The sequence below is a fragment of the Enterococcus devriesei genome, assembly GCF_001885905.1.
Taxonomy (GTDB): Bacteria; Bacillota; Bacilli; order Lactobacillales; family Enterococcaceae; genus Enterococcus_A; species Enterococcus_A devriesei.
Genome location: NZ_JXKM01000001.1, coordinates 493,113 through 513,877 on the forward strand (window position 1 = coordinate 493,113; position 20,765 = coordinate 513,877).

Genomic DNA, 20,765 nt, shown 5'->3' on the forward strand with positions numbered 1-20,765 from the left:
AACACTCAACATCAACGCTAGAAGTGTTGCGTTTCCTAGCTATTTTTGAAAATCCCGTCTTATTGTTGTGAAACAGTCCCTCCTTGGTGCTCGAAACTGAAGACTTCGGTCCTAACCTTGATTCATCGCTCCTATTCAACACAATTCAACGCTATTCAATGCCATCATGGGCTCGCTGCATCTTAGCGAGATCAATTTTTTTCATTTCATACATTGCTAATGTCGCACGCTTGGCTTTTTCCTGATCAGGATCACGAAGCATGTCGTCTAGCTGGCTACTGGCTGTTTGCCAATAAACGCCGTATTTATCTTCCATCCAGCCACAGGGCCATTCTTTGCCTTCTTTCGTAATCGCCTCCCAAGCTTCATCAATATCTGCTTGGCCTTTGTAATACAAATAGAATGAATTCGCCATTGAGAAATCAAAAGGCTGTTTCTCCGGTCTATCCATAATAATCAAATCTTGCCCTCGAAGCTGAAAGCCAGCTGCTCGTAAACGTTCTTCCTTTCCTTTGATCATAAAGTTTAGTTTGCCGCCAAAAATTTCGATCCATTCATCAATTGCGGCCTGCGCTAGGCCATAGTTTTGATTGGCGAACATGATACAAGGGAGGATCGTTTGCAAATTATCCCACAGCCGAACTTGCCAAGAAAAACCGAAGCGGTCAGTTGTCCAGCCGAATTTTCCAAGTTCAGGATAATCGGTTAAGGGCATCAACGTTTCGCCTTGACTATTCAACTGATCCCAGACAAATTGTAATTGTTGCTCATTCTCACAATTGACAACATAGGAAATCGCTGGTGTTGGTTTGAACGTATCGTCACCGTTCAATAGCATGATCTCACAGCCAGCTAACTCCAAAGTAATAGTCAACGTATCCCCAATTTTCCCATGATCATCGGTTACATAATAAAAGGTTTCTTTTCTGTGACTATCTTCAAAGGTTTCTAAGTAAAAGTTTGCAGCTGCCTCAGCATTGTGATCAAACCAAAGACAGCAGCCAAATTGATGTTCCATGATCGTTCATCCTTTCTCTAATAGAGATTGATATGCCACATGACACCATATTGATCCTTGACCATTCCATATAATTTTGCCCAAAAAGTTTTCTCTAACGGCAACAAAATTGCTCCTTCTTCAGTGAGACGACGGAAGATTTTCGTTGCTTCTTCAACAGTGAGGGCGTTAAAAACTAAAGCGACATTATTTCCAACGACGATTGGTGGAGCCAGACCCTCTGGACTATCTGAAATCATGACATTTGTATCATTCAATTTAAGGCTAGCGTTCAGAACTAAATCTTTGAACTTGTCATTCAGCGGATGCTGTTCATCTTGAGGCATTTGACCGAAAGTCATCACCTGCGCTGGCTCGGTTTCGAAAACTTCTTCATAAAATGCGATGGCTTCTCTGGCTTGGTCAGCAAAATGTAAATAGATATCCATGTGAACTCCTCCGTTCTTATTGCTTCACTTTACCACGAAGAAAGGGCTATCAATAACATTTTGCTCTGTCAGAATTTTTATTTTGACGAATAGAAATGAAATCAGTATGCTGAAGGTAACAGGAGAGGAGCGCAAAGTATTGGATGCATTCAGACTTGGTGAAGGAGTCACGGTGACGACTGGACCTTTACAGGGAATCTATGGCGTAATTGTCTTTTATGATCAGCAGCAAAAACGCTACTTGGTCCGGTTTACAGGACAGCAGCAGTTATATTTTAGTCCCGAGGAGATTATTTTATGGTCTAAAAAATAGGGGATACGATTGATCCCTTATTTTTTATTTAATTGTGTTAAAATTAGGCGAAGTAATAAAAATAAGAGGAGTGATTCATCATGCCATTTGTACACATCGAATTAGTAGAAGGCAGAACACAAGAACAGTTAACAAAAATGGTGGAAGAAGTAACAGAGGCGGTATCAAGAACAGCTGGTGCACCAAAGGAAAACATCCACGTCATTATTAATGAAATGCAAAAAGATCGCTATGCGCAAGGCGGCAAATGGAAATAATAAATGTTGTACTTGCTTTTTAAATCAATAAGTGTTTATAATGTGTTTGTAATTGATTGATGAAGAAAGACACCTGAACTTGAAGGCTGTTTAGCAGAGAGGAAAAGCACGGCTGAAACTTTTCCAGACAAGCGCGAGGGATGACCACTTTCAAAGACTCCTGTTAAATGCAGGGGCGGACAGCGCCGTTATCGCTTGTGAGGGACAGAAATTCTGTCCAAAGATTAGGTGGAACCACGTTTATTCGTCCTAGTACCGTTACGGTACTAGGACTTTTTTTGTTAGTTCTACTTTCAGCTTTAGTTGAATTAGTAGGATGATAGGCGTACGAGAATCTGTTGAATGGTATCTAAACTTCACTTGCCTAACAAGAAAACAAACGTGTTCAAGCTTCTTTTTTCTATCAATCAAAACTAATAAGGGGGAACTACAGGATGGTAAAAATTTCATTTCCAGATGGATCAGCAAAAGAATTTGACAACGGTGTAACTGGTTTAGAAATCGCAAAAAGTATTTCTAGCTCATTAGCCAAAAAAGCCTTAGCCGTTGTAGTGAACGGTCAATTAGAAGATTTGAATCGTGCAATTGAAGAAGACGCGGAATTAAAAATCGTGACTGAAAGTGATGAAGAAGCCTTACCATTAATGCGTCATTCAAGCGCTCATTTAATGGCACAAGCAATCCGTCGTTTATTTCCTAACATGCACTTTGGCGTAGGACCAGCCATCGATTCTGGTTTCTACTATGATACAGATAATGGAGAAGGCGACCAAATCAGCGAAGAAGACTTCCCGGCAATCGAAAAAGAAATGAAGAAGATCGTCAAAGAAAACTTACCGATCGAACGTAAAGTCATGAGCCGTCAAGAAGCGCTAGATTTCTTCAGCTATGATCCTTACAAAGTAGAATTGATTACTGATCTACCAGAAGATGAAGTGATTACAGCCTATACACAAGGTGAATTCACTGACTTATGTCGTGGACCACACGTTCCTTCAACTGGAAAAATCAAAGTCTTCAAATTATTATCAGTAGCGGGCGCTTACTGGCGTGGAAATTCTGATAACCAAATGATGCAACGAATCTATGGAACAGCGTTCTTCAATCAAGCGGATCTAGATCATTTCTTGAAAATGCGTGAAGAAGCCAAAGAACGTGACCACCGTAAATTAGGGAAAGAATTAGACCTATTTATGATCTCACAAGAAGTGGGTTCAGGCTTGCCATTCTGGTTACCAAAAGGCGCAACAATCCGCCGCGTGATCGAACGTTATATCGTTGATAAAGAAATTTCAATGGGCTATGAACACGTTTATACGCCAGTTCTTGCGGACACTGGCTTGTACAAAACTTCTGGTCACTGGGATCACTATAAAGACGATATGTTCCCAATCATGGATATGGGAGACGGTGAGGAATCATTAGTCTTACGTCCAATGAACTGTCCACATCACATGATGATTTATAAAAATCACATTCACTCATACCGTGAGTTGCCAATTCGTTTAGCTGAACTTGGGATGGATCACCGTTATGAAAAATCTGGTGCTTTGTCTGGGTTGCAACGTGTTCGTGAAATGACGATGAACGATGCCCACATCTTTGTTCGTCCCGATCAAATTAAAGAGGAATTCCGCCGTACATTAGACTTGATCTTGGAAGTGTATAAAGACTTTGGCTTTGAAGATTATCGTTTCCGTTTAAGCTACCGTGATCCTGAAAATACGGAAAAATACTTCGACGATGATGCGATGTGGGAAAATTCACAACGGTTATTGAAAGAAGTTATGGATGAATCAGGCTTTGATTACTTTGAAGCTGATGGTGAAGCAGCCTTTTACGGTCCTAAATTGGATGTCCAAGTCCAAACTGCTTTAGGAACAGAAGAAACGTTATCTACGATCCAATTTGACTTCCTATTACCAGAACGTTTTGAATTGTCTTACATTGGTGAAGATGGTAAAGAACATCGCCCAGTTGTCGTTCACCGCAGCGTCGTTTCAACAATGGAACGCTTCACTGCTTACTTGATCGAACAATACAAAGGTGCGTTTCCAACTTGGTTGGCTCCAGAACAAGTGGCCATCTTACCGGTATCTCCAGAACACCATGGTGATTATGCCTATGAAGTGAAGGACCGTTTGATGCGCGAAGGCGTTCGAGTGGAAGTGGATGACCGTAATGAAAAACTTGGTTACAAGATTCGTCAAGCACAGACACAAAAAATTCCTTATCTATTAGTCATTGGCGATAAAGAAGTGGAAAGTGCGACAGTCAACGTCCGTCGCTATGGTAGCGAAGACCAAGAAGTTCAAGAGTTAAATCTATTCGTTGATGCAATCAAAGACGATATCGACAATATGAGTCGTAACCAAGATTAATCGCATATACGATACATTTGATCCGGTGAGGAAACTCACCGGATTTTTTATTTAGTTATCAAAAGATCATAAAGATTGTTTTTAATAGAAGAAAAAAGCAGAAATTCATGGTGATAATTCATTTGTGGAAAACTTTTTAAAGAAAATGCGTCAAACCCGCTTTTTGAAATTTTGAGTTTTCCACAGAAAGAGTAAGTTGAGAATGTTTCACGGAAAATGAATTTTTTGTTAAGTGGAAACGATGAATTTTCGCGGATTAATTTGTCAAATAAAAAAATTATCATATCAGTGTGAAACACTCTCTGCTTTTCTATTATAAAAAAGTGACTGAAGTTTTTAAACTATGGTAAAGGTCATACGATTAATCCTTTTTAAAAAACATATTTTCGGCTACAATAAGACAAGTAACTGTCGAAATGGAAGGAACGTATGAATGAAACCAACGAATCCATTAAAGAAATTTTTTGAGAAACTAAAACTTGGAGACGAAAAAGGCCGTAATCAAAATAGAAGTCACATTCCTTTTAGATTGAATTTTTTATTTTTTGTCATCTTTGGCCTTTTTGTAATTCTAGTCACCCGACTAGGATATTTACAAATCGTCAATGGCGATAAAATGAAGGCAGAGATAAAGTCTTCTACAACTATTACCGTCAAAGAAAATGCACCTCGTGGAGTAATCTATGATGCAAAAGGAGTTGCTTTGGTCAATAATCAGGCAAATCCAGCGATTACATTTACCCGAGGAAACATGATGGAAGGCAAGGATATTCGTGACTTGGCGGATAAGCTAAACACATTGATCAATGTCCCCGCAGATGAAGGGTTGACGACCCGAGATAAAAAAGATTATTGGTTAGCAAATCAGAAAAACTTGGAGGCCGCCGAGGAGCGTCTTTCATTTAAAGAGAAAAATCTAGATACGTCAAATGAATATTCAAAGCTGGTTGATAAAGTAAAAGATAGTGAGATTCAGTTTGACGAGAATCAATTAAAGGCAGCAACGATCTTTAAACGAATGAATGCAGCATCGGCTCTTAGCACAGTTTTTGTGAAGAACGAAGGTGTTACTGATGAAGAATTAGCAGTTGTTGCCGAACATGCTGCTGATTTGCCAGGCGTTTCCACTGGTACTGACTGGGATCGGTCCTATAATGATGACTTAGATGGCTCGTTACGAAGCATTTTAGGGGACATTACGACTGAAAAACAAGGCTTACCAGCCGAAGAAGCAGAAGCTTTGTTGAAAAAAGGTTACGCTCGTAATGACCGAGTGGGTAAGAGTTATTTAGAGAAACAATACGAAGAACAGCTGCAAGGGAAAAAAGGCGAATACAAGGTAACCTTGAATCAACAAGGAAACATCGAGAAGCAGCAAGAGGTTAAAAAAGGCGAGAAGGGTTCAAATCTTGTCTTGACTATTAATACGGAGTTCCAGAAAAAAGTTGAAGATATTTTACGGAAACATTTTCAAAGTTTAGTCGATAGCGGTGTCGCTAAGTATTCACCAGGTGCGTATGCGGTGGCGATGAATCCAAATACTGGTGAAGTTTATGCCATGACCGGTTTTAAACATGATGTAAATAGCAAGACATTGACGGAAAATACTTTAGGGACGATTACGAATGCTTTTGTACCAGGTTCTGTGGTTAAAGGCGGAACCATTACAGCTGGTTATGAATCAGGAGCAATCAGCGGCAATGATACGTTGATCGATCAACCAATCAAGTTGGGTGGAACAGCTCAAAAAAGTTCTATATATAATAAAGTGTTGGGAAATCAAATTCCCTTGAACACTGTCCAAGCTTTGGAAATTTCTTCTAATGCTTACATGATGCAGATTGTTTTGCGGATGTTAGGTGTACAATATCAATACGATATGACGTTGCCGGAAATTGCCTCATCTAAAGAAATGTATGAAAAATTACGAAAAGGGCTTGCGGAATATGGCATGGGCGTGAAGACTCAGATTGACTTGCCGAATGAATCACCTGGTCTAGTGAATGATCAATTTGGTACGGATCAAGCTCCTGGTGCTGGTAATCTGTTAGATTTATCATTTGGTCAGTATGATACTTATACACCAATGCAATTAGCCCAATATGCGGCGACAGTCGCTAATGGTGGGACGCGAATCTCACCTCACGTAGTCAAAGGAATTTATGGAAACAATGACAGTGGTGGCTTAGGTTCACTACAACAAGAGATTACAGGTAAGAAATTGAATCAAGTAAATATCACGCCTGAGCAAATGAGTATTATTCGAGAAGGCTTTTATCAAGCGGTCCATGGCACAAATCCTTATACCACTGCGAGAGATCTGGCTTCAGCTAAGTTAGATCCCGCAGCAAAGACAGGGACAGCTGAGACAGTTCCAGATGGACATCCAGATGTTAATACAATCAACAGCAATCTTGTCGCTTACGCACCTCATGATAAACCGCAGATCGCGATTAGTGTGATGCTGCCTAACTTAGACGAAGACCACGATGATACCAATAAAGCAATTGCGAAAGACATAATAGATGCGTTTGCTGATACTTATGGCGTACAATAAACTAAGAAGCTTAGCTTCTTAGTTTTTTTTTTGACGAATGAACCAATCTTATAAACATAATAGTTAGGAGTGGAAATAATGTCAGTATATGACTTTGAGGTAAAACAAACAGATGGAACAGAAAAAGAACTTTCAGATTATCAAGGAGATGTCTTGTTGATCGTTAATACAGCGACAGGCTGCGGCTTTACACCGCAATATGAAGGATTACAAAATTTATACGACGATTATAAAGAACGCGGCTTTGAAATTTTAGACTTTCCTTGCAATCAATTCGGCAATCAAGCTCCCGGCAGCAATGTGGAAGTTGCAGAATTTTGCCAATTAAAATACCATACGACTTTTCAAACTTTTGGTAAGATCGATGTCAATGGTGAAAACGAAGCACCATTATACGCCTATTTAAAGAGCGCGCAAGGTGGTTTACTTAACAAAGCAATCAAATGGAATTTCACCAAATTTTTAGTAGATCGTCAAGGAAACGTGGTAAAACGCTACGGATCGCAAACAAAGCCAGAAAGCATCGCGGCTGATATTGAGGCGCTGTTGTAAAAACGTCAAGTAGAACTACTTAACAAAATTGGCAAAAAGACTAGTCAAAGAATTCAAAACATGATATGATATCAAAGTCTGAGAAATATCTTGGAAAACTGGTTATATTAGGGAGGGAAAATCATGCGCGTAAACATCACTTTAGAATGTACTTCTTGTAAAGAACGTAACTACCTAACAAACAAAAACAAACGTAACAACCCTGATCGTTTGGAAAAAATGAAATATTGCCCACGCGAACGTAAAGTTACTTTGCATAAAGAAGTAAAATAATCGCCTTATAAAGTCAGTGATCATACAACGATCACTGGCTTTTTTTGTCAGTTATGTTTTCTGCGGTGTTTGTAGTTTAAAAACTAAAAATTGCTGATTTTACTATTAGGAATAGGGCTGTTTAGCATAATGATATGCCGAGGAGAATAAGAATAAATTTTGTCAAAAATTTATAGTTCCTTTTAATTGGAGTCTGCGATCAGTTTTTCTTCCTACTCAGCAGTTTAGAAAAATCGTATAAGAAATGAGGATGACATCAATTTTTTGGGGTAAAAAATGATTCCTTTTAATCGCATCAATCCTGATTTTTTCTACTTTATTGATCAGCTTGAAAATCTACATAAAAACTTCATAGAATCCTAAATAAAAGCTAACTTTCTAGTGGTAAAACTAGTTATTAAATAGAATTAGAATAGAAAGGAAGGTTCAGATGCGTAAAGTTCCACCAATTTTAAAACCAATTGCTTTGCTGACATTATCCATTTTGATTGCGACAACGACAGGGATTTTAAATAATTCCAGTTACCGTCAGACGAAAGCAACACCAACCACTGAATCGACCACACAAGAACCAACTGCCAGTTCTTCGGAGAATCAGACAACGACGACTCCTGAAACAAGTTCTACTATCCAACAGGCACCTAATACGATAGAAGAACATTCAGCAGAAACTAGTCAAGGCGAAAACAGTCCGGCCACTAGCGAGATTTCTTCATCAACGGCTTCATCATCGACAGAAGCTTCGCAAACCGAACCAACGCAACAGCAACCAGCAGAGGCACCAGCTGCTGTGCCAGAAACGAGTGATGATCAATGACCTTACTTTTAGATATTATTAATGGATTGAATAAATTTTTAGGCTTTTTAGATATTAGTCCCAAATATTCAAATCGTGCTTATACGCTTTTGAGTATTCTTCCGACGGTGTATATTTTGCGAATTGTTTATGGTCTGTGGCTAAACCATAATTATTTGCAACTAGCTATTTACAGTTTGGTTTTTCTGATATTGGTCTATTTCTTTGTTTTGAATTTCTTTTATTATTTTTTGGACAAAAATTTAAAGGCGGATGTCACCCAATTATTTGTCAAATACTTGCCAGATGATGCTTTTAATATTCAAAATGAACAGCCTAAAAAGGCAAAAAAAGTCTTTGAGCAAGCCGAGGAAGTTACTGTGGATTTCATAGAAGATTATCAGTTGAAGTTGGCGGAAGACATTCAAGAATTGATTACTGGAGGAGAACTGACGACACGAGATTTGACTCAAGAGGAAGGTTTTTTGATTGATGAAAATACATTGTACCCTTATTACTATGTGAAGCAAATCGCTCCTCAGCGCTATCAGTTGCAAATTGGAAAAAATTATCGTGAGTTAGAAAGCATTGGAACAATTCAGTCAAAAGAAGCATTGAAGCCAATTGGATTGTTTATTGTTGGCGGTGATTTTGTTAAAGAGGGGGTTCGTTATCACGAGCCTTATCGATTAAAATTTTTGGTCAAAACAGAAGAGGCGACCACCCGAAGTCGCCGCAGTAAAAAATAAATGCCGACTGATTGGGGATTTCGCCAAACAAGCGAAGTCTCCAATCAGATCGGCATTTTTATTATTTTAAGACGTCACGGATATTTTCGACCATTTTGGTATAGGCGATTGGTCCGTTGTATAGCCAGCTTGATTGATTATCAAATTCAAATAGATGATTGTTTTTCACAGCTGGAATATTGCTCCATAGTGGATCTTTAAACATAGCAGCACCAGTGTCGCTATTAACTAAGAAAATGTAATCCGCATCAAGCTGTGACAGACTTTCTAAAGAGACTTGTGAGAAGTCAGCGGTTGCTTTTTTGCTGATGTCTTTAGTTAACTGCGGTACTTCGAAACCTAGTTCGTGGTAAAGCAACTGGCCGCTAGAACGATTGTCCGCTACCATAAAGGCTGAGTTGTTAGTTACCCATAAAACAACGGCAGATTTGCCATCGATCTTGTCTTTATATTCTTTTTTAGTTTGATCAACTAATTGGTCGTAATCTTTTTCAACTTTTTTTGCTTGATCTTCTTTGTCGAAAACCTTACCGATGTCTTCTAGTTGGTCACGCCAAGTCACGTTTTCACCGTTTTTAACAACATAAGTCGGAGCAATTTTTTCGTATTCTTTATACTTTCCGCCTTCAAGTGTGCCGTTCGAACCAATTAGTAATAGATCCGGTTCAAATTTTAACACGTCTTCGTAAGGTAGGTCATAATTGATTGTTGGAACGCCTTTTAATTCAGCTTGCAAATAGTGTTGAATTTTGCCTTCGCCAACAGTCCATTGAGCCACGGGCTTTTCATCTAGAGCAACTAGATAATCCTCTAAATAAGAAGCGATGATCCGTTTTGGCTTTTGGGGGATCTCGACTTTGTGATCTTGCGCGTCGGTCAAGGTCCGCACATCTTTATTTGTATCGTTACTTGCACTGCTTTGCCCACAAGCAGCCAAGCTGAATAATGCCAACATTGAAGCGGTGCCTAAAATAATTTTTTTGAACATAAAAAAACTCCTTCAAGTTTAATTGAGAAATATTCTCAATTGCTATTATTACCGAAAGATGTGAAGGTGTCAACAATGATTTTTCTCTCATAGACAGTTGACGTTGATGAAAAAGAGCGTCATAATTGAGAACGATTATCAAAGAAATGAGGAAGGTCAATGACCAAATTAAATACGACTGATCTTTCAATCGGCTACGAAAAAAAAATAGTTGTGAATGATATAACGGTGGAGATCCCTGCTGGAAAAATTACTAGCTTGATTGGACCAAATGGCAGCGGTAAGTCTACTTTTCTAAAGGCCTTGGCGCGTATCCTTGAACCCGCCAAAGGTGAAGTGTTAATTGATGGCGAAAATGTACAGCGCTTAGATACAAAAGCTGTTGCACAAAAAATTGCTTCTTTGTCGCAGGGCAGTTCACCAGTCAATGGATTGACTGTGGCGGAAATTGTCGCTTATGGTCGTTATCCGTATCAAAAAGGTTTCTCTGGCTTGAAAGAGCCGGACCATCAGCTGATTCGCTGGGCGTTGGAGGCGACAAACTTAATGAAGCTGCAAGATCGGACGTTGGCTACCTTGTCAGGCGGGCAGCAACAACGGGTTTGGATCGCGATGGCTTTGGCGCAAGACACGGATATTTTGATTTTGGATGAGCCAATCACTTTTTTAGATCCGGCCCATCAATTAGAAATTTTGGAATTATTACAAGCAATCAATCGACAAGGCAAGACGATCTTGATGACGATCCATGATTTGAATCACGCTTCACGCTTTTCTGATTATTTATTAGGAATGAAGCAAGGTGAGCTGATTTTCCAAGGCCCGCCAAAAGAAATTTTTACCGCGGAGAAGCTGTTGAATCTTTTTGATATCCAAGCGACTTTTGCGACGCTGCCGAATAGTGATAAACCAATCGTCATGGCTTATGATTTAGTGAAGGAGCATTAAGAGATGAGAAAACGGAGAATTTTTTTCGTGTTTGTGATTGTTTTGCTTTTCATTGCGATGCTCTTTTCTTTGCGCTATGGTGCGGTGACCAGTAAATGGTCAGATGTTACGCAGGCGTTGTTGCAGTTTGATCCTAGTAACCAAGGAGAGCAGTTAGTTCGCTACTTGCGGGTTCCGCGAATGTTTAGTGCAGTGCTTGTCGGTGCCGGCTTTGCGATTTCTGGAGCATTGATGCAAGGAATCACGTCGAATCCAATCGCGGATTCCGGACTATTAGGGATCAACTCGGGTGCTGGTTTAGGATTGGCCTTAGTTTTTGCGCTGAATGGTAATCCTTCACCAACTGCTGGGATAATTGGTTCTTTATTAGGTGCGCTAGTTGCAATTCTTTTGATCTATCTCGTTTCGACTAGAGTTTCATTTGGGCTCTCACCTGTTCGAATTGTTTTGCTGGGGGCGGCGTTAAGCGCCTTCTTTGCATCTATTAGTCAAAGTATCAGCTTGATCTTCAATTTGAATCAAAATATCACTTTTTGGTTTATCGGGGGCACCGGGAATGTTTCAATGGAACAGTTACAAACCGTTTTTCCTTTGATTTTGGTTGGTATTTTAGGAGCTTGTTTAATTAGTCCTCAGGTGACGTTGTTGAGCTTGGGAGATGAAACGGCGATTGCATTGGGGAAAAAACCAAACCGGATTCGTCAATGGAGTATGCTGTTTGTCTTGCTTTTGGCTGGCACATCAGTAGCCTTAGTTGGTACGATTGGTTTTGTCGGGTTGATTGTTCCTCATGTGGTTCGTTTTTTTGTTGGGCATGATTATCGTTATGTGATTCCGGCTTCGGGTCTTTTTGGCGCCTTGTTCTTTTCGGTGGCTGATATTGCATCTCGCTTGATAGCGCCACCTTTGGAAACACCAGCTGGAGTTATTATTACCATTATTGGTGTACCATTTTTACTTTTACAAATTAGGAAGGGAAGCTTATGAGAAAAAAAATCGGCTGGTTCAGCTTGCTTTTCTTACTTATAATTGGGATTACGTTGAGCTTGACGGTAGGAACGATTCCACTTTCGCTCAGAGATCTAATGGATGTTTTCCAACAAAATGCTAGTGCCAGTAAAGAATTGATTGTCTTTAATTTTCGCTTTCCCCGACTACTCGTCTCATTGTTGGCAGGAGCAGGATTAGCTGTGTCAGGTTATTTGTTCCAAACCGTTACTCACAATGATTTGGCTGATCCAGGAATTCTCGGCATCAACGCCGGCGCCGGACTAACAGTATTGATCTATTTAGGTTTCTTCGCTCGCGGAGAAAACAGTTGGTACTTACCATTGATCGCGTGTGTCGGTAGTTGTGGGGCGACTTGTTTAGTTTATTATTTTGGCCGTCAAGCAGAGCGGATCACGCCGAATCGTTTATTACTAGCCGGCGTGGCAGTCAATGCAGGTATCTCGGCCTTGACCTTGATCGCGACGATTCGTGTGTCAAAGGATAATTACCAATTTGTGACGGCTTGGCTTGCCGGGACGATTTGGGGAACAACGTGGCAACATGTCTTTCTATTATTGCCTTGGCTCATCTGTTTGATTCCGGCCGTCTTATTGCGCGGTCGTGCGTTAGAAGTGTTGGAGCTGGGGGATGAGATAGCTGTTGGTTTAGGAGTGAGGTTGAAACGCACGCAATTATTTGTATTGATTTGTGCGGTTTGTTTAGCGGCAGCTAGCGTTTCAATCGCCGGCAGTATCAGTTTTGTCGGATTGATTGCACCGCACATCGCACGCCAGTTCACAGGGAAAAAGAACAATCAGACGTTGGTGATGACGGCTCTAATCGGCGGTATTTTATTGTTATTCAGTGATATTTTGGCTCGAGTAATTTTACCTAGCGGCGAAATGGCGGCAGGGATCATCGTCTCATTGATCGGTGCGCCGTATTTTATCTTACAGTTATTGAAAAAGAGTTAGGAGATTATTCTAATTTTTTTGCGGTACCATAGGTTCATTAGGATGAATAGGGGGGAAAGCCAATGGTTTGGACAACGATTTGGAGTCATGGGCAGCGGGGGATTGCGCGCTATGCTTCTTCAACAAGCGGAACAATCCAATTAACGATGCGGAAAATTGTGCCAGTAAGAAAAATTCGTTTCGTTTTTGCGAATGAGTATGGTGAAAAAATTCAACACATCCAAAATTTTTCCTTTAACACAAAGGATCAGACACACCGTTTTTCCGATTTTTCTATCCAGCCAGCGGAAGTTTTTAAAACGGCGGCAATTGCGATTGATCCATCGGCCAAAAAATGGCAACTTTCCTTTCAAGCAGATCCATGTGAAAGTGGCTTTGCCTTTAATGATGCGGATTTTTTTCCGAATACTCAAGCTGGCGATTTTTGCTCTGGCTTAGCGGCGATCGAAGCTGAAATTGATGGAAAGTGTATGATCGCTTTAGGCGATTCGTTGACCGAAGGGGCTACTTGGACTACGCCAATGCAACGTCAGCTGCGAAAACAATCGCTTTTTTTAGTCAATCAAGGGATCAATGGCAGCTGCTTGCTTCATGCCAGTAGTGACCAGCCAGCCTCGAAGTCAGTTGACTATTTCTACGGCTTTGACGCCTTGACACGCTTAAGACATTGTTTGAAAAGTCATAGTAACGTTAGTAGGGTGATTTTGTTTTTTGGCGCCAACGATTTGGTCGACGGTCAGCTGACGTTAGAATATTTTCAAGTGAAGATTAAGGAATTGATCACTGTTTGTCAGGATCAAAACATCGGCTATCAATTGTGTACTCTAACACCTTGTTTAGGGTATCCGGGAATGGATGAAGAAAAAGAATGCTTGCGACAAAAAATTAATCATTGGCTGCGAAATGAATATACGGAGCTGTGGGATTTTGCCGCCATGGTGGAGGATCAAGGACGATTAAAGCCGGTCTTCGATAGTGGTGATCATTTACATTTTAATGCCGCGGCTGGTTTGACGATTGCACGTCAAATTTCTAGTGATTTTGTTAAAGGGGAGTAATCCTCTTTTTATTTTGGGTGGATTTTGTTAGTATTTCTGATAAGAAGGTGAAGGAATGGAGAAAAAGAAATTACGTCAGCTTGCAATTAAGCGTCTAACAGCGTTAGTCAATAGTGACGAGCGACAAACGCAGGTGAATAGTATTTTGAATGAATTTTATCAAAGCTCTTTTTGGAAGGAAGCAAAGAGCATCGGAGTAACTATGGCAACCGATTTTGAATTTCCAACATCTGAATTGATTCAAGCGGCATTAACAGCTGGAAAAAAAGTCGCGGTGCCTAAATCGTTACCAAAAGGTGAAATGGTTTTTCATTGGATCGACCCGGAGACCCCTTTTTACACGACGAAGTTTGGCGTGGAAGAACCAGCTATTGAAAATATTGCTGTCTCGAAGGAACTTGATCTTTTGATCGTTCCCGGGTTAATCTATAATCACGCAGGCTATCGTATCGGTTTTGGTGGTGGCTATTATGATCGCTATTTGGCGAGTTATCAAGGGAAAACAGCTAGTTTAGTTTTCAAGGAACAATTGGTAGAAGAGTGGGCGATTGAACCCTTTGATCAACCGATTCAGCAATTATTTCTTGCTTAGAAAAGAATCTATTAAAGATGAGAGAGGTATCAAATGAGAAAAGACAAGCCTTATGTGACCTATGCTTTTTTTGCCATCAATACGGTGGTTTTCGTGCTGCAATATGTATTGCCTAGTTTAGGAATTGAAAATCAATTAGGGATGTTCTCGCCAGCTGTGATTTTGCAGCATCAATATTGGCGTTTTATTACACCGATGTTCATTCATTTCGGGTTGATGCACTTTGCCTTGAACAGTGTCGTGCTTTACTACATGGGTCAGCAATGTGAAGCAATCTTTGGTCATTGGCGTTTTGGTGTAATTTATTTACTTGGCGGTATCATGGGGAATTTCGCCAGTTTTGCTTTTAATCAGCCGACGACTTTATCAGGAGGAGCCAGCACGGCAATCTTTGGTTTATTCGGAGCCTTTCTAGTGGTCGGGCTCCATTATCGGGATAACGGTGCGATCCAAGCATTGACACGGCAATTTGCTTTGTTCATCTTAATGAATTTAGTTTTTGGTGTGTTTGATTCTACCATTGATATTTGGGGGCATTTAGGCGGTCTGATCGGTGGTGCTTTAGCAGGTTGGACGTTAGCAGTTCCATTTGGTCAAGAACGATTTACAGTGCGGGCGCGAGTCACTGCAGGGCTGGTTTTCATTTTTGCCCTCGTACTGATGGTTTTCTTCGGCTTAAGAAAATTTGGCTTGTACCTTTAATTTATACTAGGAGCTGTGACGAAAAGATTGTCACAGCTCCTTCGTCTGAAGAAAGGATGTCGCAGTAGCCGCTTTTATCACGGACTCCTTTGATAATCAGCAAAATAATGTTTCATGCAATCTGATTTTGTTATAAGATAAGGAATGTTCAGTACCTGACGGATAATGAAATAAAAGTTTTAAAAGGAAATCGCGATTGGGCTATAAAAAAATCAATTTTTTCTGTATAATACTGGGGATGTGGTTTAATGGAAAGTTTGTATGATGTACAGCAGCTGCTGAAGCAATTTGGCATTTATGTCTATGTGGGAAAGCGTATTTATGACATCGAATTGATGCAAATTGAGTTGAAGAATTTGTACGAGGGACGTGTGATCGATCGCGATACCTATCTGCAGGGCTGGCATATTTTAAGACGAGAGCATCACATTGAAGAAAGTCGAGAAGGTGACTAGGATGGATAAAAAATTATTAGGAATTGACCTAGGCGGTACAACAGTAAAATTTGCAATTTTAACTGAGTCTGGTGAGATCCAACAAAAATGGAGCATTGAAACAAATATTTTGGATGATGGGTCCCACATCGTACCGGATATTATTGATTCGATCAATCATCATTTATCTTTGTATAATATGACACCGGAACAATTTATCGGTATTGGAATGGGTACGCCTGGGAGTGTCGATATTGAAGCTGGGACTGTGATCGGTGCGTACAATTTAAATTGGACGACCTTGCAGCAGGTTAAAAAGGAAATCGAAGCAGGAACGAAGATTAAATTTACGATCGACAATGACGCGAATGTGGCGGCTTTAGGTGAACGCTGGATGGGCGCTGGTGAGAATGAACCGGACGTCGTCTTCATGACCTTAGGAACTGGTGTTGGCGGCGGGATTGTCATGAATGGCGAATTACTTCATGGTGTTGCTGGCTGTGCGGGTGAAATTGGTCATGTGACGGTGGACCCTAACGGCTTTGAGTGTACTTGTGGGAAACGCGGCTGTCTTGAGACTGTTGCCAGCGCGACGGGTGTTGTACGGGTGGCACGTCAGCTAGCGGAAGAATACGCAGGCGGCTCAATTTTGAAGGCACGCTTAGATAATGGCGAAGATATCACTAGTAAAGATGTGTTTGAACTAGCTGAAAAAGAAAATGACGATTTGGCCTTGATGGTCGTGGACAAAGTGACTTTCTATTTAGGTCTGGCTTGCGGGAATCTTGGAAACACACTGAACCCTTCAACAATCGTAATCGGTGGCGGAGTGTCAGCGGCGGGTGAATTTTTACGTAGTCGGATCGAAACGTATTTCAAAGAATTTACGTTCCCACAAGTTCGTGAAAGTACAAAAATCAAACTTGCAGAATTAGGCAATGAAGCTGGCGTCATTGGCGCTGCTTCACTAGCAAAATAGAAAAGGTAAGAGAGGAATCTAACAGATGTCAATTTGGTGGAAAATAAATATTGTTCTGATTTCATTAATCGCTTTGTATGCTCTATATGAGTTGTATGTGCGGATCATGATGAAACGTTCAGCAAAAGTTATCTCACAGGAAGAATTTCAAGCAGGAATGCGTAAAGCACAAATTATCGATGTTCGTGAACGAGATGAATTCAACGCAAAACACATTTTAGGTGCTCGCAGCTTCCCTTACAGCATGTTAAAAGAATCAATGGGGTCTTTACGTAAAGATCAACCAATCTATATCTATGATCAAAACAAAACGATTAGTGCCCGTGCCGCTAATTTATTGCGGAAAAACGGCTACCAAAACTTGTTCATTCTTAAAGGCGGCATGCAAGACTGGACAGGTAAAATCAAACAGAAAAAAGTCGATTAAATCGAAGCTGTGACAGAAGCTACTTCTGGAACGACGTTTATTCACAAACAGAAACTGTGACAAGAGACTTTTGTCATAGTTTCTGTTTTTTTTTAGCAGACAGACAGCGATGTTCGATTGACGGGACACTAGATTCCCTTTATGATGGACGTTGAGAACTTTTTTTGGAGGTAAGTATGAGTATAAAACTAGTCGCCATCGATTTAGATGGAACATTGTTAAATGATCATCATGAAATCAATCAACCGGTCGTTGATTGTATCAAAGAAGCGCGTAAGCAGGGCGTCTATGTGGTTCTTTCTACCGGACGGCCCTTATCTGGAACAAAGGCACAACTAGAGACACTAGGGTTGAATCAGCTGGACGATTATATCATTACCTATAATGGCGCTCTTGTACTAAACACAAATACGTGGGAAATCATTGCTGAACATGGCTTAACCCGGGAAAATTATTTGGAGATCGATCATTTGGCACGTTTGCTGGACGTTCATTTACACGTTGCGGACAAAGAGGCGATGTATACAGCCAATCGTGATATTAGTCCTTATACTATTTTGGAATCTTATTTGGTGAATTTGCCGCTGCATTATCGGACACCAGAAGAAATCGCGAAAGAAGTGTTACCGACTAAGATGATGATGATCGATGATCCGGAGCTTTTAAGTGAAGCTTTCAAAAAAATTCCAGCTGAGTTTTTTGAGAAATATACCATCGTCCGCAGTACACCGTTTTTCATTGAAGTATTGAATCCAAATACTAGTAAAGGTTTGGCATTGAAGGAATTAAGCGAGCATTTAGGCATCCAGCAGAGTGAAGTTATGGCGATTGGCGATGCTGAAAATGATCTTTCGATGATCGAATTTGCCGGTACAGGTGTAGCAATGGGAAATGCGAGTGAAACAATCAAAGCTGCCGCTGATTATACAGTGGCTACGAATTTAGAAGATGGTGTTAAAGAAGCGTTTGAAAACTGGGTACTTTAAAAATTTGAACTTCCGTTAGCTTTTTTGCTGCGGAAGTTTTTTTATAATTGCATATTCCACGATTTTTCTCTACTCTTAAATATAAAGATAAGAAGTTATCAGAATCTTAGAATAATGGAGAATATATATGAAAAAAATTGCGATTATTGGCGCCGGTCCCTATGGCTTGATCGCTTTGGAGCGGCTGATCAAGCAAGCTCCGGCAGATGAAGAAACAAATATCCTGCTTTTCGATCCCTTAGGTCCTGGCGGTGAAGTCTGGCGTAGCGAACAAAGCAGTCAAGTGATCATGAACACGGTCATGCAGCACGTGACGGTGTTTGCAGAAGACCAAGGACCTAATCTAGCTGAGTGGAGTCGAAACTATGCTAAAGATTATTTAACCACAATTGGGGTTCCATCCTCTTCGGACCTCTTTGCCGAAACGAATTTAGGAAAAAATGAGTATTGTCAACGGCGATATTATGGGATTTATCAGCAATGGTTTTATCAAGAGCTGGTCAAAAATTTACCCACCCACATAACGGTTTCTTTGATTAAAGAATATGTCGATGATTTGACGTTAGAAACTAATCAGATCATTCTTTCTGCGGGTAAACCCTATGTCGTGACGGATCTGATCTTAGCCACTGGTCATGGTGGCAATTTTCTCAGTAGCACAGAAGAAGAAAATCAACAATTCGCTAACGCTCATAAGCTCTTCTATCAAGGCCCGATTAATCCAGCAGATACGCCACTAGAAGTTATAAAAAATAATGAGACAGTCATCTTGCGAGGGTTAGGTTTGAGTTTTTATGATTATATTGGGTTGTTCGTCGATAAGTGGGGCGGGGCATTTAGTGAAGTAGACAGTCACTTGACTTATCAAAAAACGGGCAAAGAAAATACCTTAGTCGTCGGTTCTGGCCGAGGGTTGCCTTATCACACTAGACCTAAAAATCAAAAAGATGCTGGAGAAGACGCTGAACCGAAAATTCTGACGAAAAAATTTATGGAAGTTTTTGGTGGGAGTGCGGAAGAACTAATTGACTTATTAAAAAAGGAAGCGGAATTGGTTTATTACCAGCATCAATTAGTAAACAGCCCAATTCGGGAGGCTTTTTTACGAGACTATCAGTTGGGGGATCGGCAAAAAGTGTTAACGAAGTATCAAATTCTAGTTGCGGACCAATTCGATTGGGAAAAATTATTCGATCCCGCGAAGGATATCACGCCACAGGATTTTCCCAGCTTTATCAAAACCTATCTTGCCAATGATATTGCGGAAGCGGAGCAAGGCAATCGCAACGGAGCAATCGCGGCTGCTTTGGATACGTATAAGGAACTACAAGAACCTTTTAATTATATGCTGGACCATGAAAAGTTTAAGCCAAAAGAATATTTCGAAGATTTTTTCGGCAACTTCAATCGCAATTATAGCTTTCTAACGATTGGTGCACCAGTGATCCGTCAAAAGCAATTATTAGCGTTAGCAGAGGCGGGAATCATTGAATTTTTGGCCCCTAATATGAAAGTCGAGAAAGAAAAAGGGCAGTTTCGTACTTATAGTAAGCAGCTGCCGGAGCGGCAATTTTCAGCGAGTTATTTGATTGAAGCCCGCTTGCCAGCAACGAGTTTTAAGCGAACAAAAAACAAATTATTGATCCAGATGCGTAAGAAGGGGTATTTGAAAGCTCACGGTGTTTTTTATGACGGAGAGTTCCACGAGACGGGGGCGCTGCAAGTAAAACGCGAGACGCATCAAGTAATTGATAAAAATGGACAAGTTTTGCCACATGTTTTTTGCTATGGCATTCCTCTTGAAGGATTGGACTGGCTGAATGCAGCTTCACCACGGCCAAAAAGTCACGACCGAGTCTTTCAATTGGCAGAACAGATTGCAAGTAATTTATTTATATAAGCCAATAGGCAAGCTACCTCCTATCAAGGAATTTATTTTTCGAACCCCACGAAAAATAAATTTGATCCACATTACGCCTATCATTATGCTAAACTGTTCCAACATTATTAAAGCAGAAAATATTTTTCACTCTTCAACTATACAAACTGCGAAAAGCATAAGTGACAAAAAAAAGAAAGCCAAGGCTTTCTTTTTTTATCGAGCGATTCTTTTCCGACGAGCTTTTTTACGATTTTCGTCGATCTTTGATTCTTTTTCTTCGATGGGATCAATAACTTTCTTTTTAACGCCCATCACCACACCAGCAACGACGGCAGCTGCCGTTAATGTACCGGTAAAAAATCCTGAAGCAAATTTACGCATAATCCTCACTCCTTTACCTGATACCTTCATTATGAAGCAAAAGTAAAAAAATAGAAAGTTTTACGAACGGAAAAGCCCTTGCAATTATTTAGTAAACAAA

At 40.4% G+C, this 20,765-nt stretch carries 23 protein-coding genes; 19 read left to right on the plus strand and 4 right to left on the minus strand.

What is annotated here, in order from left to right:
- Positions 1-151 precede the first annotated feature (151 nt).
- Positions 152-1,018, minus strand: a complete 867-nt coding sequence (locus RV00_RS02270; RefSeq protein ID WP_071860975.1) for a VOC family protein — start codon at positions 1,016-1,018, stop codon at positions 152-154.
- 17 nt (positions 1,019-1,035) lie between these two features.
- The gene (locus RV00_RS02275) at positions 1,036-1,446 is read right to left on the minus strand and encodes a VOC family protein (RefSeq protein ID WP_071860976.1); all 411 of its coding nucleotides are present in this window, start codon (positions 1,444-1,446) and stop codon (positions 1,036-1,038) included.
- A 139-nt stretch (positions 1,447-1,585) separates the two neighbouring features.
- On the opposite strand from RV00_RS02275, the gene RV00_RS16345 reads away from it, so the two are divergent.
- The 8 genes from RV00_RS16345 (at position 1,586) to RV00_RS02310 (ending at position 9,324) form a co-directional block, all read left to right on the plus strand.
- A complete protein-coding gene (locus RV00_RS16345) occupies positions 1,586-1,759 on the plus strand; it encodes a hypothetical protein (RefSeq protein ID WP_169818919.1) in 174 nt (57 codons plus the stop codon).
- Between the two features lie 80 nt (positions 1,760-1,839).
- Complete coding sequence (locus RV00_RS02280) at positions 1,840-2,016, plus strand: 2-hydroxymuconate tautomerase (protein WP_071860977.1); 177 nt, start codon at positions 1,840-1,842, stop codon at positions 2,014-2,016.
- 434 nt (positions 2,017-2,450) lie between these two features.
- Positions 2,451-4,397, plus strand: a complete 1,947-nt coding sequence (thrS, locus tag RV00_RS02285) for a threonine--tRNA ligase (protein ID WP_071860978.1) — start codon at positions 2,451-2,453, stop codon at positions 4,395-4,397.
- 433 nt (positions 4,398-4,830) lie between these two features.
- The gene (locus tag RV00_RS02290) at positions 4,831-6,954 is read left to right on the plus strand and encodes a penicillin-binding transpeptidase domain-containing protein (RefSeq protein ID WP_071860979.1); all 2,124 of its coding nucleotides are present in this window, start codon (positions 4,831-4,833) and stop codon (positions 6,952-6,954) included.
- Positions 6,955-7,032: 78 nt separating this feature from the next.
- Entirely contained in the window at positions 7,033-7,506 is a 474-nt protein-coding gene (locus RV00_RS02295; RefSeq protein WP_071860980.1) for a glutathione peroxidase, read from the plus strand.
- 123 nt (positions 7,507-7,629) lie between these two features.
- Positions 7,630-7,779 carry a 50S ribosomal protein L33 gene (gene rpmG / locus RV00_RS02300; RefSeq protein ID WP_010740369.1) on the plus strand — a complete coding sequence of 50 codons (150 nt, stop codon included), beginning with the start codon at positions 7,630-7,632 and terminating at the stop codon, positions 7,777-7,779.
- A gap of 430 nt (positions 7,780-8,209) precedes the next feature.
- Entirely contained in the window at positions 8,210-8,596 is a 387-nt protein-coding gene (locus RV00_RS02305; RefSeq protein WP_071860981.1) for a hypothetical protein, read from the plus strand.
- Positions 8,593-9,324: a DUF6681 family protein gene (locus RV00_RS02310; protein WP_071860982.1), complete on the plus strand. Its 732-nt coding sequence runs from the start codon at positions 8,593-8,595 to the stop codon at positions 9,322-9,324. Before RV00_RS02305 ends, RV00_RS02310 begins: the two co-directional genes overlap by 4 nt.
- A gap of 61 nt (positions 9,325-9,385) precedes the next feature.
- On the opposite strand, the gene RV00_RS02315 is transcribed toward RV00_RS02310, so the two are convergent.
- Positions 9,386-10,312 carry an ABC transporter substrate-binding protein gene (locus tag RV00_RS02315; protein ID WP_071860983.1) on the minus strand — a complete coding sequence of 309 codons (927 nt, stop codon included), beginning with the start codon at positions 10,310-10,312 and terminating at the stop codon, positions 9,386-9,388.
- Between the two features lie 159 nt (positions 10,313-10,471).
- Here RV00_RS02315 and RV00_RS02320 point away from each other — a divergent pair, with 159 nt between their 5' ends.
- From RV00_RS02320 to RV00_RS02370, 11 genes are all read left to right on the plus strand, one after another.
- On the plus strand, positions 10,472-11,260 hold the full coding sequence (locus RV00_RS02320) for an ABC transporter ATP-binding protein (RefSeq protein ID WP_071860984.1): 789 nt from the start codon (positions 10,472-10,474) through the stop codon (positions 11,258-11,260).
- Between the two features lie 3 nt (positions 11,261-11,263).
- The gene (locus RV00_RS02325; protein WP_071860985.1) at positions 11,264-12,247 is read left to right on the plus strand and encodes a FecCD family ABC transporter permease; all 984 of its coding nucleotides are present in this window, start codon (positions 11,264-11,266) and stop codon (positions 12,245-12,247) included.
- Positions 12,244-13,224 carry a FecCD family ABC transporter permease gene (locus tag RV00_RS02330; RefSeq protein ID WP_071860986.1) on the plus strand — a complete coding sequence of 327 codons (981 nt, stop codon included), beginning with the start codon at positions 12,244-12,246 and terminating at the stop codon, positions 13,222-13,224. Before RV00_RS02325 ends, RV00_RS02330 begins: the two co-directional genes overlap by 4 nt.
- Before the next feature lie 62 nt (positions 13,225-13,286).
- Complete coding sequence (locus RV00_RS02335) at positions 13,287-14,282, plus strand: GDSL-type esterase/lipase family protein (protein WP_071860987.1); 996 nt, start codon at positions 13,287-13,289, stop codon at positions 14,280-14,282.
- Positions 14,283-14,337: 55 nt separating this feature from the next.
- Positions 14,338-14,874, plus strand: a complete 537-nt coding sequence (locus RV00_RS02340) for a 5-formyltetrahydrofolate cyclo-ligase (RefSeq protein ID WP_071860988.1) — start codon at positions 14,338-14,340, stop codon at positions 14,872-14,874.
- Between the two features lie 33 nt (positions 14,875-14,907).
- Positions 14,908-15,576, plus strand: a complete 669-nt coding sequence (locus RV00_RS02345) for a rhomboid family intramembrane serine protease (protein ID WP_071860989.1) — start codon at positions 14,908-14,910, stop codon at positions 15,574-15,576.
- 248 nt (positions 15,577-15,824) lie between these two features.
- On the plus strand, positions 15,825-16,031 hold the full coding sequence (locus tag RV00_RS02350) for a YqgQ family protein (RefSeq protein WP_071860990.1): 207 nt from the start codon (positions 15,825-15,827) through the stop codon (positions 16,029-16,031).
- A gap of 1 nt (position 16,032) precedes the next feature.
- On the plus strand, positions 16,033-16,989 hold the full coding sequence (locus tag RV00_RS02355; protein ID WP_071860991.1) for an ROK family glucokinase: 957 nt from the start codon (positions 16,033-16,035) through the stop codon (positions 16,987-16,989).
- A gap of 25 nt (positions 16,990-17,014) precedes the next feature.
- Positions 17,015-17,416, plus strand: a complete 402-nt coding sequence (locus tag RV00_RS02360) for a rhodanese-like domain-containing protein (protein WP_071860992.1) — start codon at positions 17,015-17,017, stop codon at positions 17,414-17,416.
- A 176-nt stretch (positions 17,417-17,592) separates the two neighbouring features.
- On the plus strand, positions 17,593-18,402 hold the full coding sequence (gene yidA, locus RV00_RS02365) for a sugar-phosphatase (protein WP_071860993.1): 810 nt from the start codon (positions 17,593-17,595) through the stop codon (positions 18,400-18,402).
- A gap of 127 nt (positions 18,403-18,529) precedes the next feature.
- Entirely contained in the window at positions 18,530-20,302 is a 1,773-nt protein-coding gene (locus RV00_RS02370; RefSeq protein ID WP_071860994.1) for an FAD/NAD(P)-binding protein, read from the plus strand.
- Positions 20,303-20,497: 195 nt separating this feature from the next.
- Here RV00_RS02370 and RV00_RS02375 read toward each other — a convergent pair whose 3' ends face one another.
- Entirely contained in the window at positions 20,498-20,665 is a 168-nt protein-coding gene (locus tag RV00_RS02375; RefSeq protein ID WP_071860995.1) for a DUF3042 family protein, read from the minus strand.
- Positions 20,666-20,765: the final 100 nt, after the last annotated feature.

Coding starts and splice junctions, on each gene's coding strand:
- RV00_RS02335 (WP_071860987.1), top strand. CDS start 13,287: ATGGTTTGGACAACGATTTGGAGTCATGGGCAGCGGGGGATTGCGCGC.
- RV00_RS02355 (WP_071860991.1), top strand. CDS start 16,033: ATGGATAAAAAATTATTAGGAATTGACCTAGGCGGTACAACAGTAAAA.
- RV00_RS02375 (WP_071860995.1), bottom strand. CDS start 20,665: ATGCGTAAATTTGCTTCAGGATTTTTTACCGGTACATTAACGGCAGCT.
- RV00_RS02315 (WP_071860983.1), bottom strand. CDS start 10,312: ATGTTCAAAAAAATTATTTTAGGCACCGCTTCAATGTTGGCATTATTC.
- thrS (WP_071860978.1), top strand. CDS start 2,451: ATGGTAAAAATTTCATTTCCAGATGGATCAGCAAAAGAATTTGACAAC.
- yidA (WP_071860993.1), top strand. CDS start 17,593: ATGAGTATAAAACTAGTCGCCATCGATTTAGATGGAACATTGTTAAAT.
- rpmG (WP_010740369.1), top strand. CDS start 7,630: ATGCGCGTAAACATCACTTTAGAATGTACTTCTTGTAAAGAACGTAAC.
- RV00_RS02290 (WP_071860979.1), top strand. CDS start 4,831: ATGAAACCAACGAATCCATTAAAGAAATTTTTTGAGAAACTAAAACTT.
- RV00_RS02305 (WP_071860981.1), top strand. CDS start 8,210: ATGCGTAAAGTTCCACCAATTTTAAAACCAATTGCTTTGCTGACATTA.
- RV00_RS02370 (WP_071860994.1), top strand. CDS start 18,530: ATGAAAAAAATTGCGATTATTGGCGCCGGTCCCTATGGCTTGATCGCT.
- RV00_RS02340 (WP_071860988.1), top strand. CDS start 14,338: ATGGAGAAAAAGAAATTACGTCAGCTTGCAATTAAGCGTCTAACAGCG.
- RV00_RS02350 (WP_071860990.1), top strand. CDS start 15,825: ATGGAAAGTTTGTATGATGTACAGCAGCTGCTGAAGCAATTTGGCATT.
- RV00_RS02325 (WP_071860985.1), top strand. CDS start 11,264: ATGAGAAAACGGAGAATTTTTTTCGTGTTTGTGATTGTTTTGCTTTTC.
- RV00_RS02320 (WP_071860984.1), top strand. CDS start 10,472: ATGACCAAATTAAATACGACTGATCTTTCAATCGGCTACGAAAAAAAA.
- RV00_RS02310 (WP_071860982.1), top strand. CDS start 8,593: ATGACCTTACTTTTAGATATTATTAATGGATTGAATAAATTTTTAGGC.
- RV00_RS02270 (WP_071860975.1), bottom strand. CDS start 1,018: ATGGAACATCAATTTGGCTGCTGTCTTTGGTTTGATCACAATGCTGAG.
- RV00_RS02360 (WP_071860992.1), top strand. CDS start 17,015: ATGTCAATTTGGTGGAAAATAAATATTGTTCTGATTTCATTAATCGCT.
- RV00_RS02330 (WP_071860986.1), top strand. CDS start 12,244: ATGAGAAAAAAAATCGGCTGGTTCAGCTTGCTTTTCTTACTTATAATT.
- RV00_RS02280 (WP_071860977.1), top strand. CDS start 1,840: ATGCCATTTGTACACATCGAATTAGTAGAAGGCAGAACACAAGAACAG.
- RV00_RS02275 (WP_071860976.1), bottom strand. CDS start 1,446: ATGGATATCTATTTACATTTTGCTGACCAAGCCAGAGAAGCCATCGCA.
- RV00_RS02345 (WP_071860989.1), top strand. CDS start 14,908: ATGAGAAAAGACAAGCCTTATGTGACCTATGCTTTTTTTGCCATCAAT.
- RV00_RS02295 (WP_071860980.1), top strand. CDS start 7,033: ATGTCAGTATATGACTTTGAGGTAAAACAAACAGATGGAACAGAAAAA.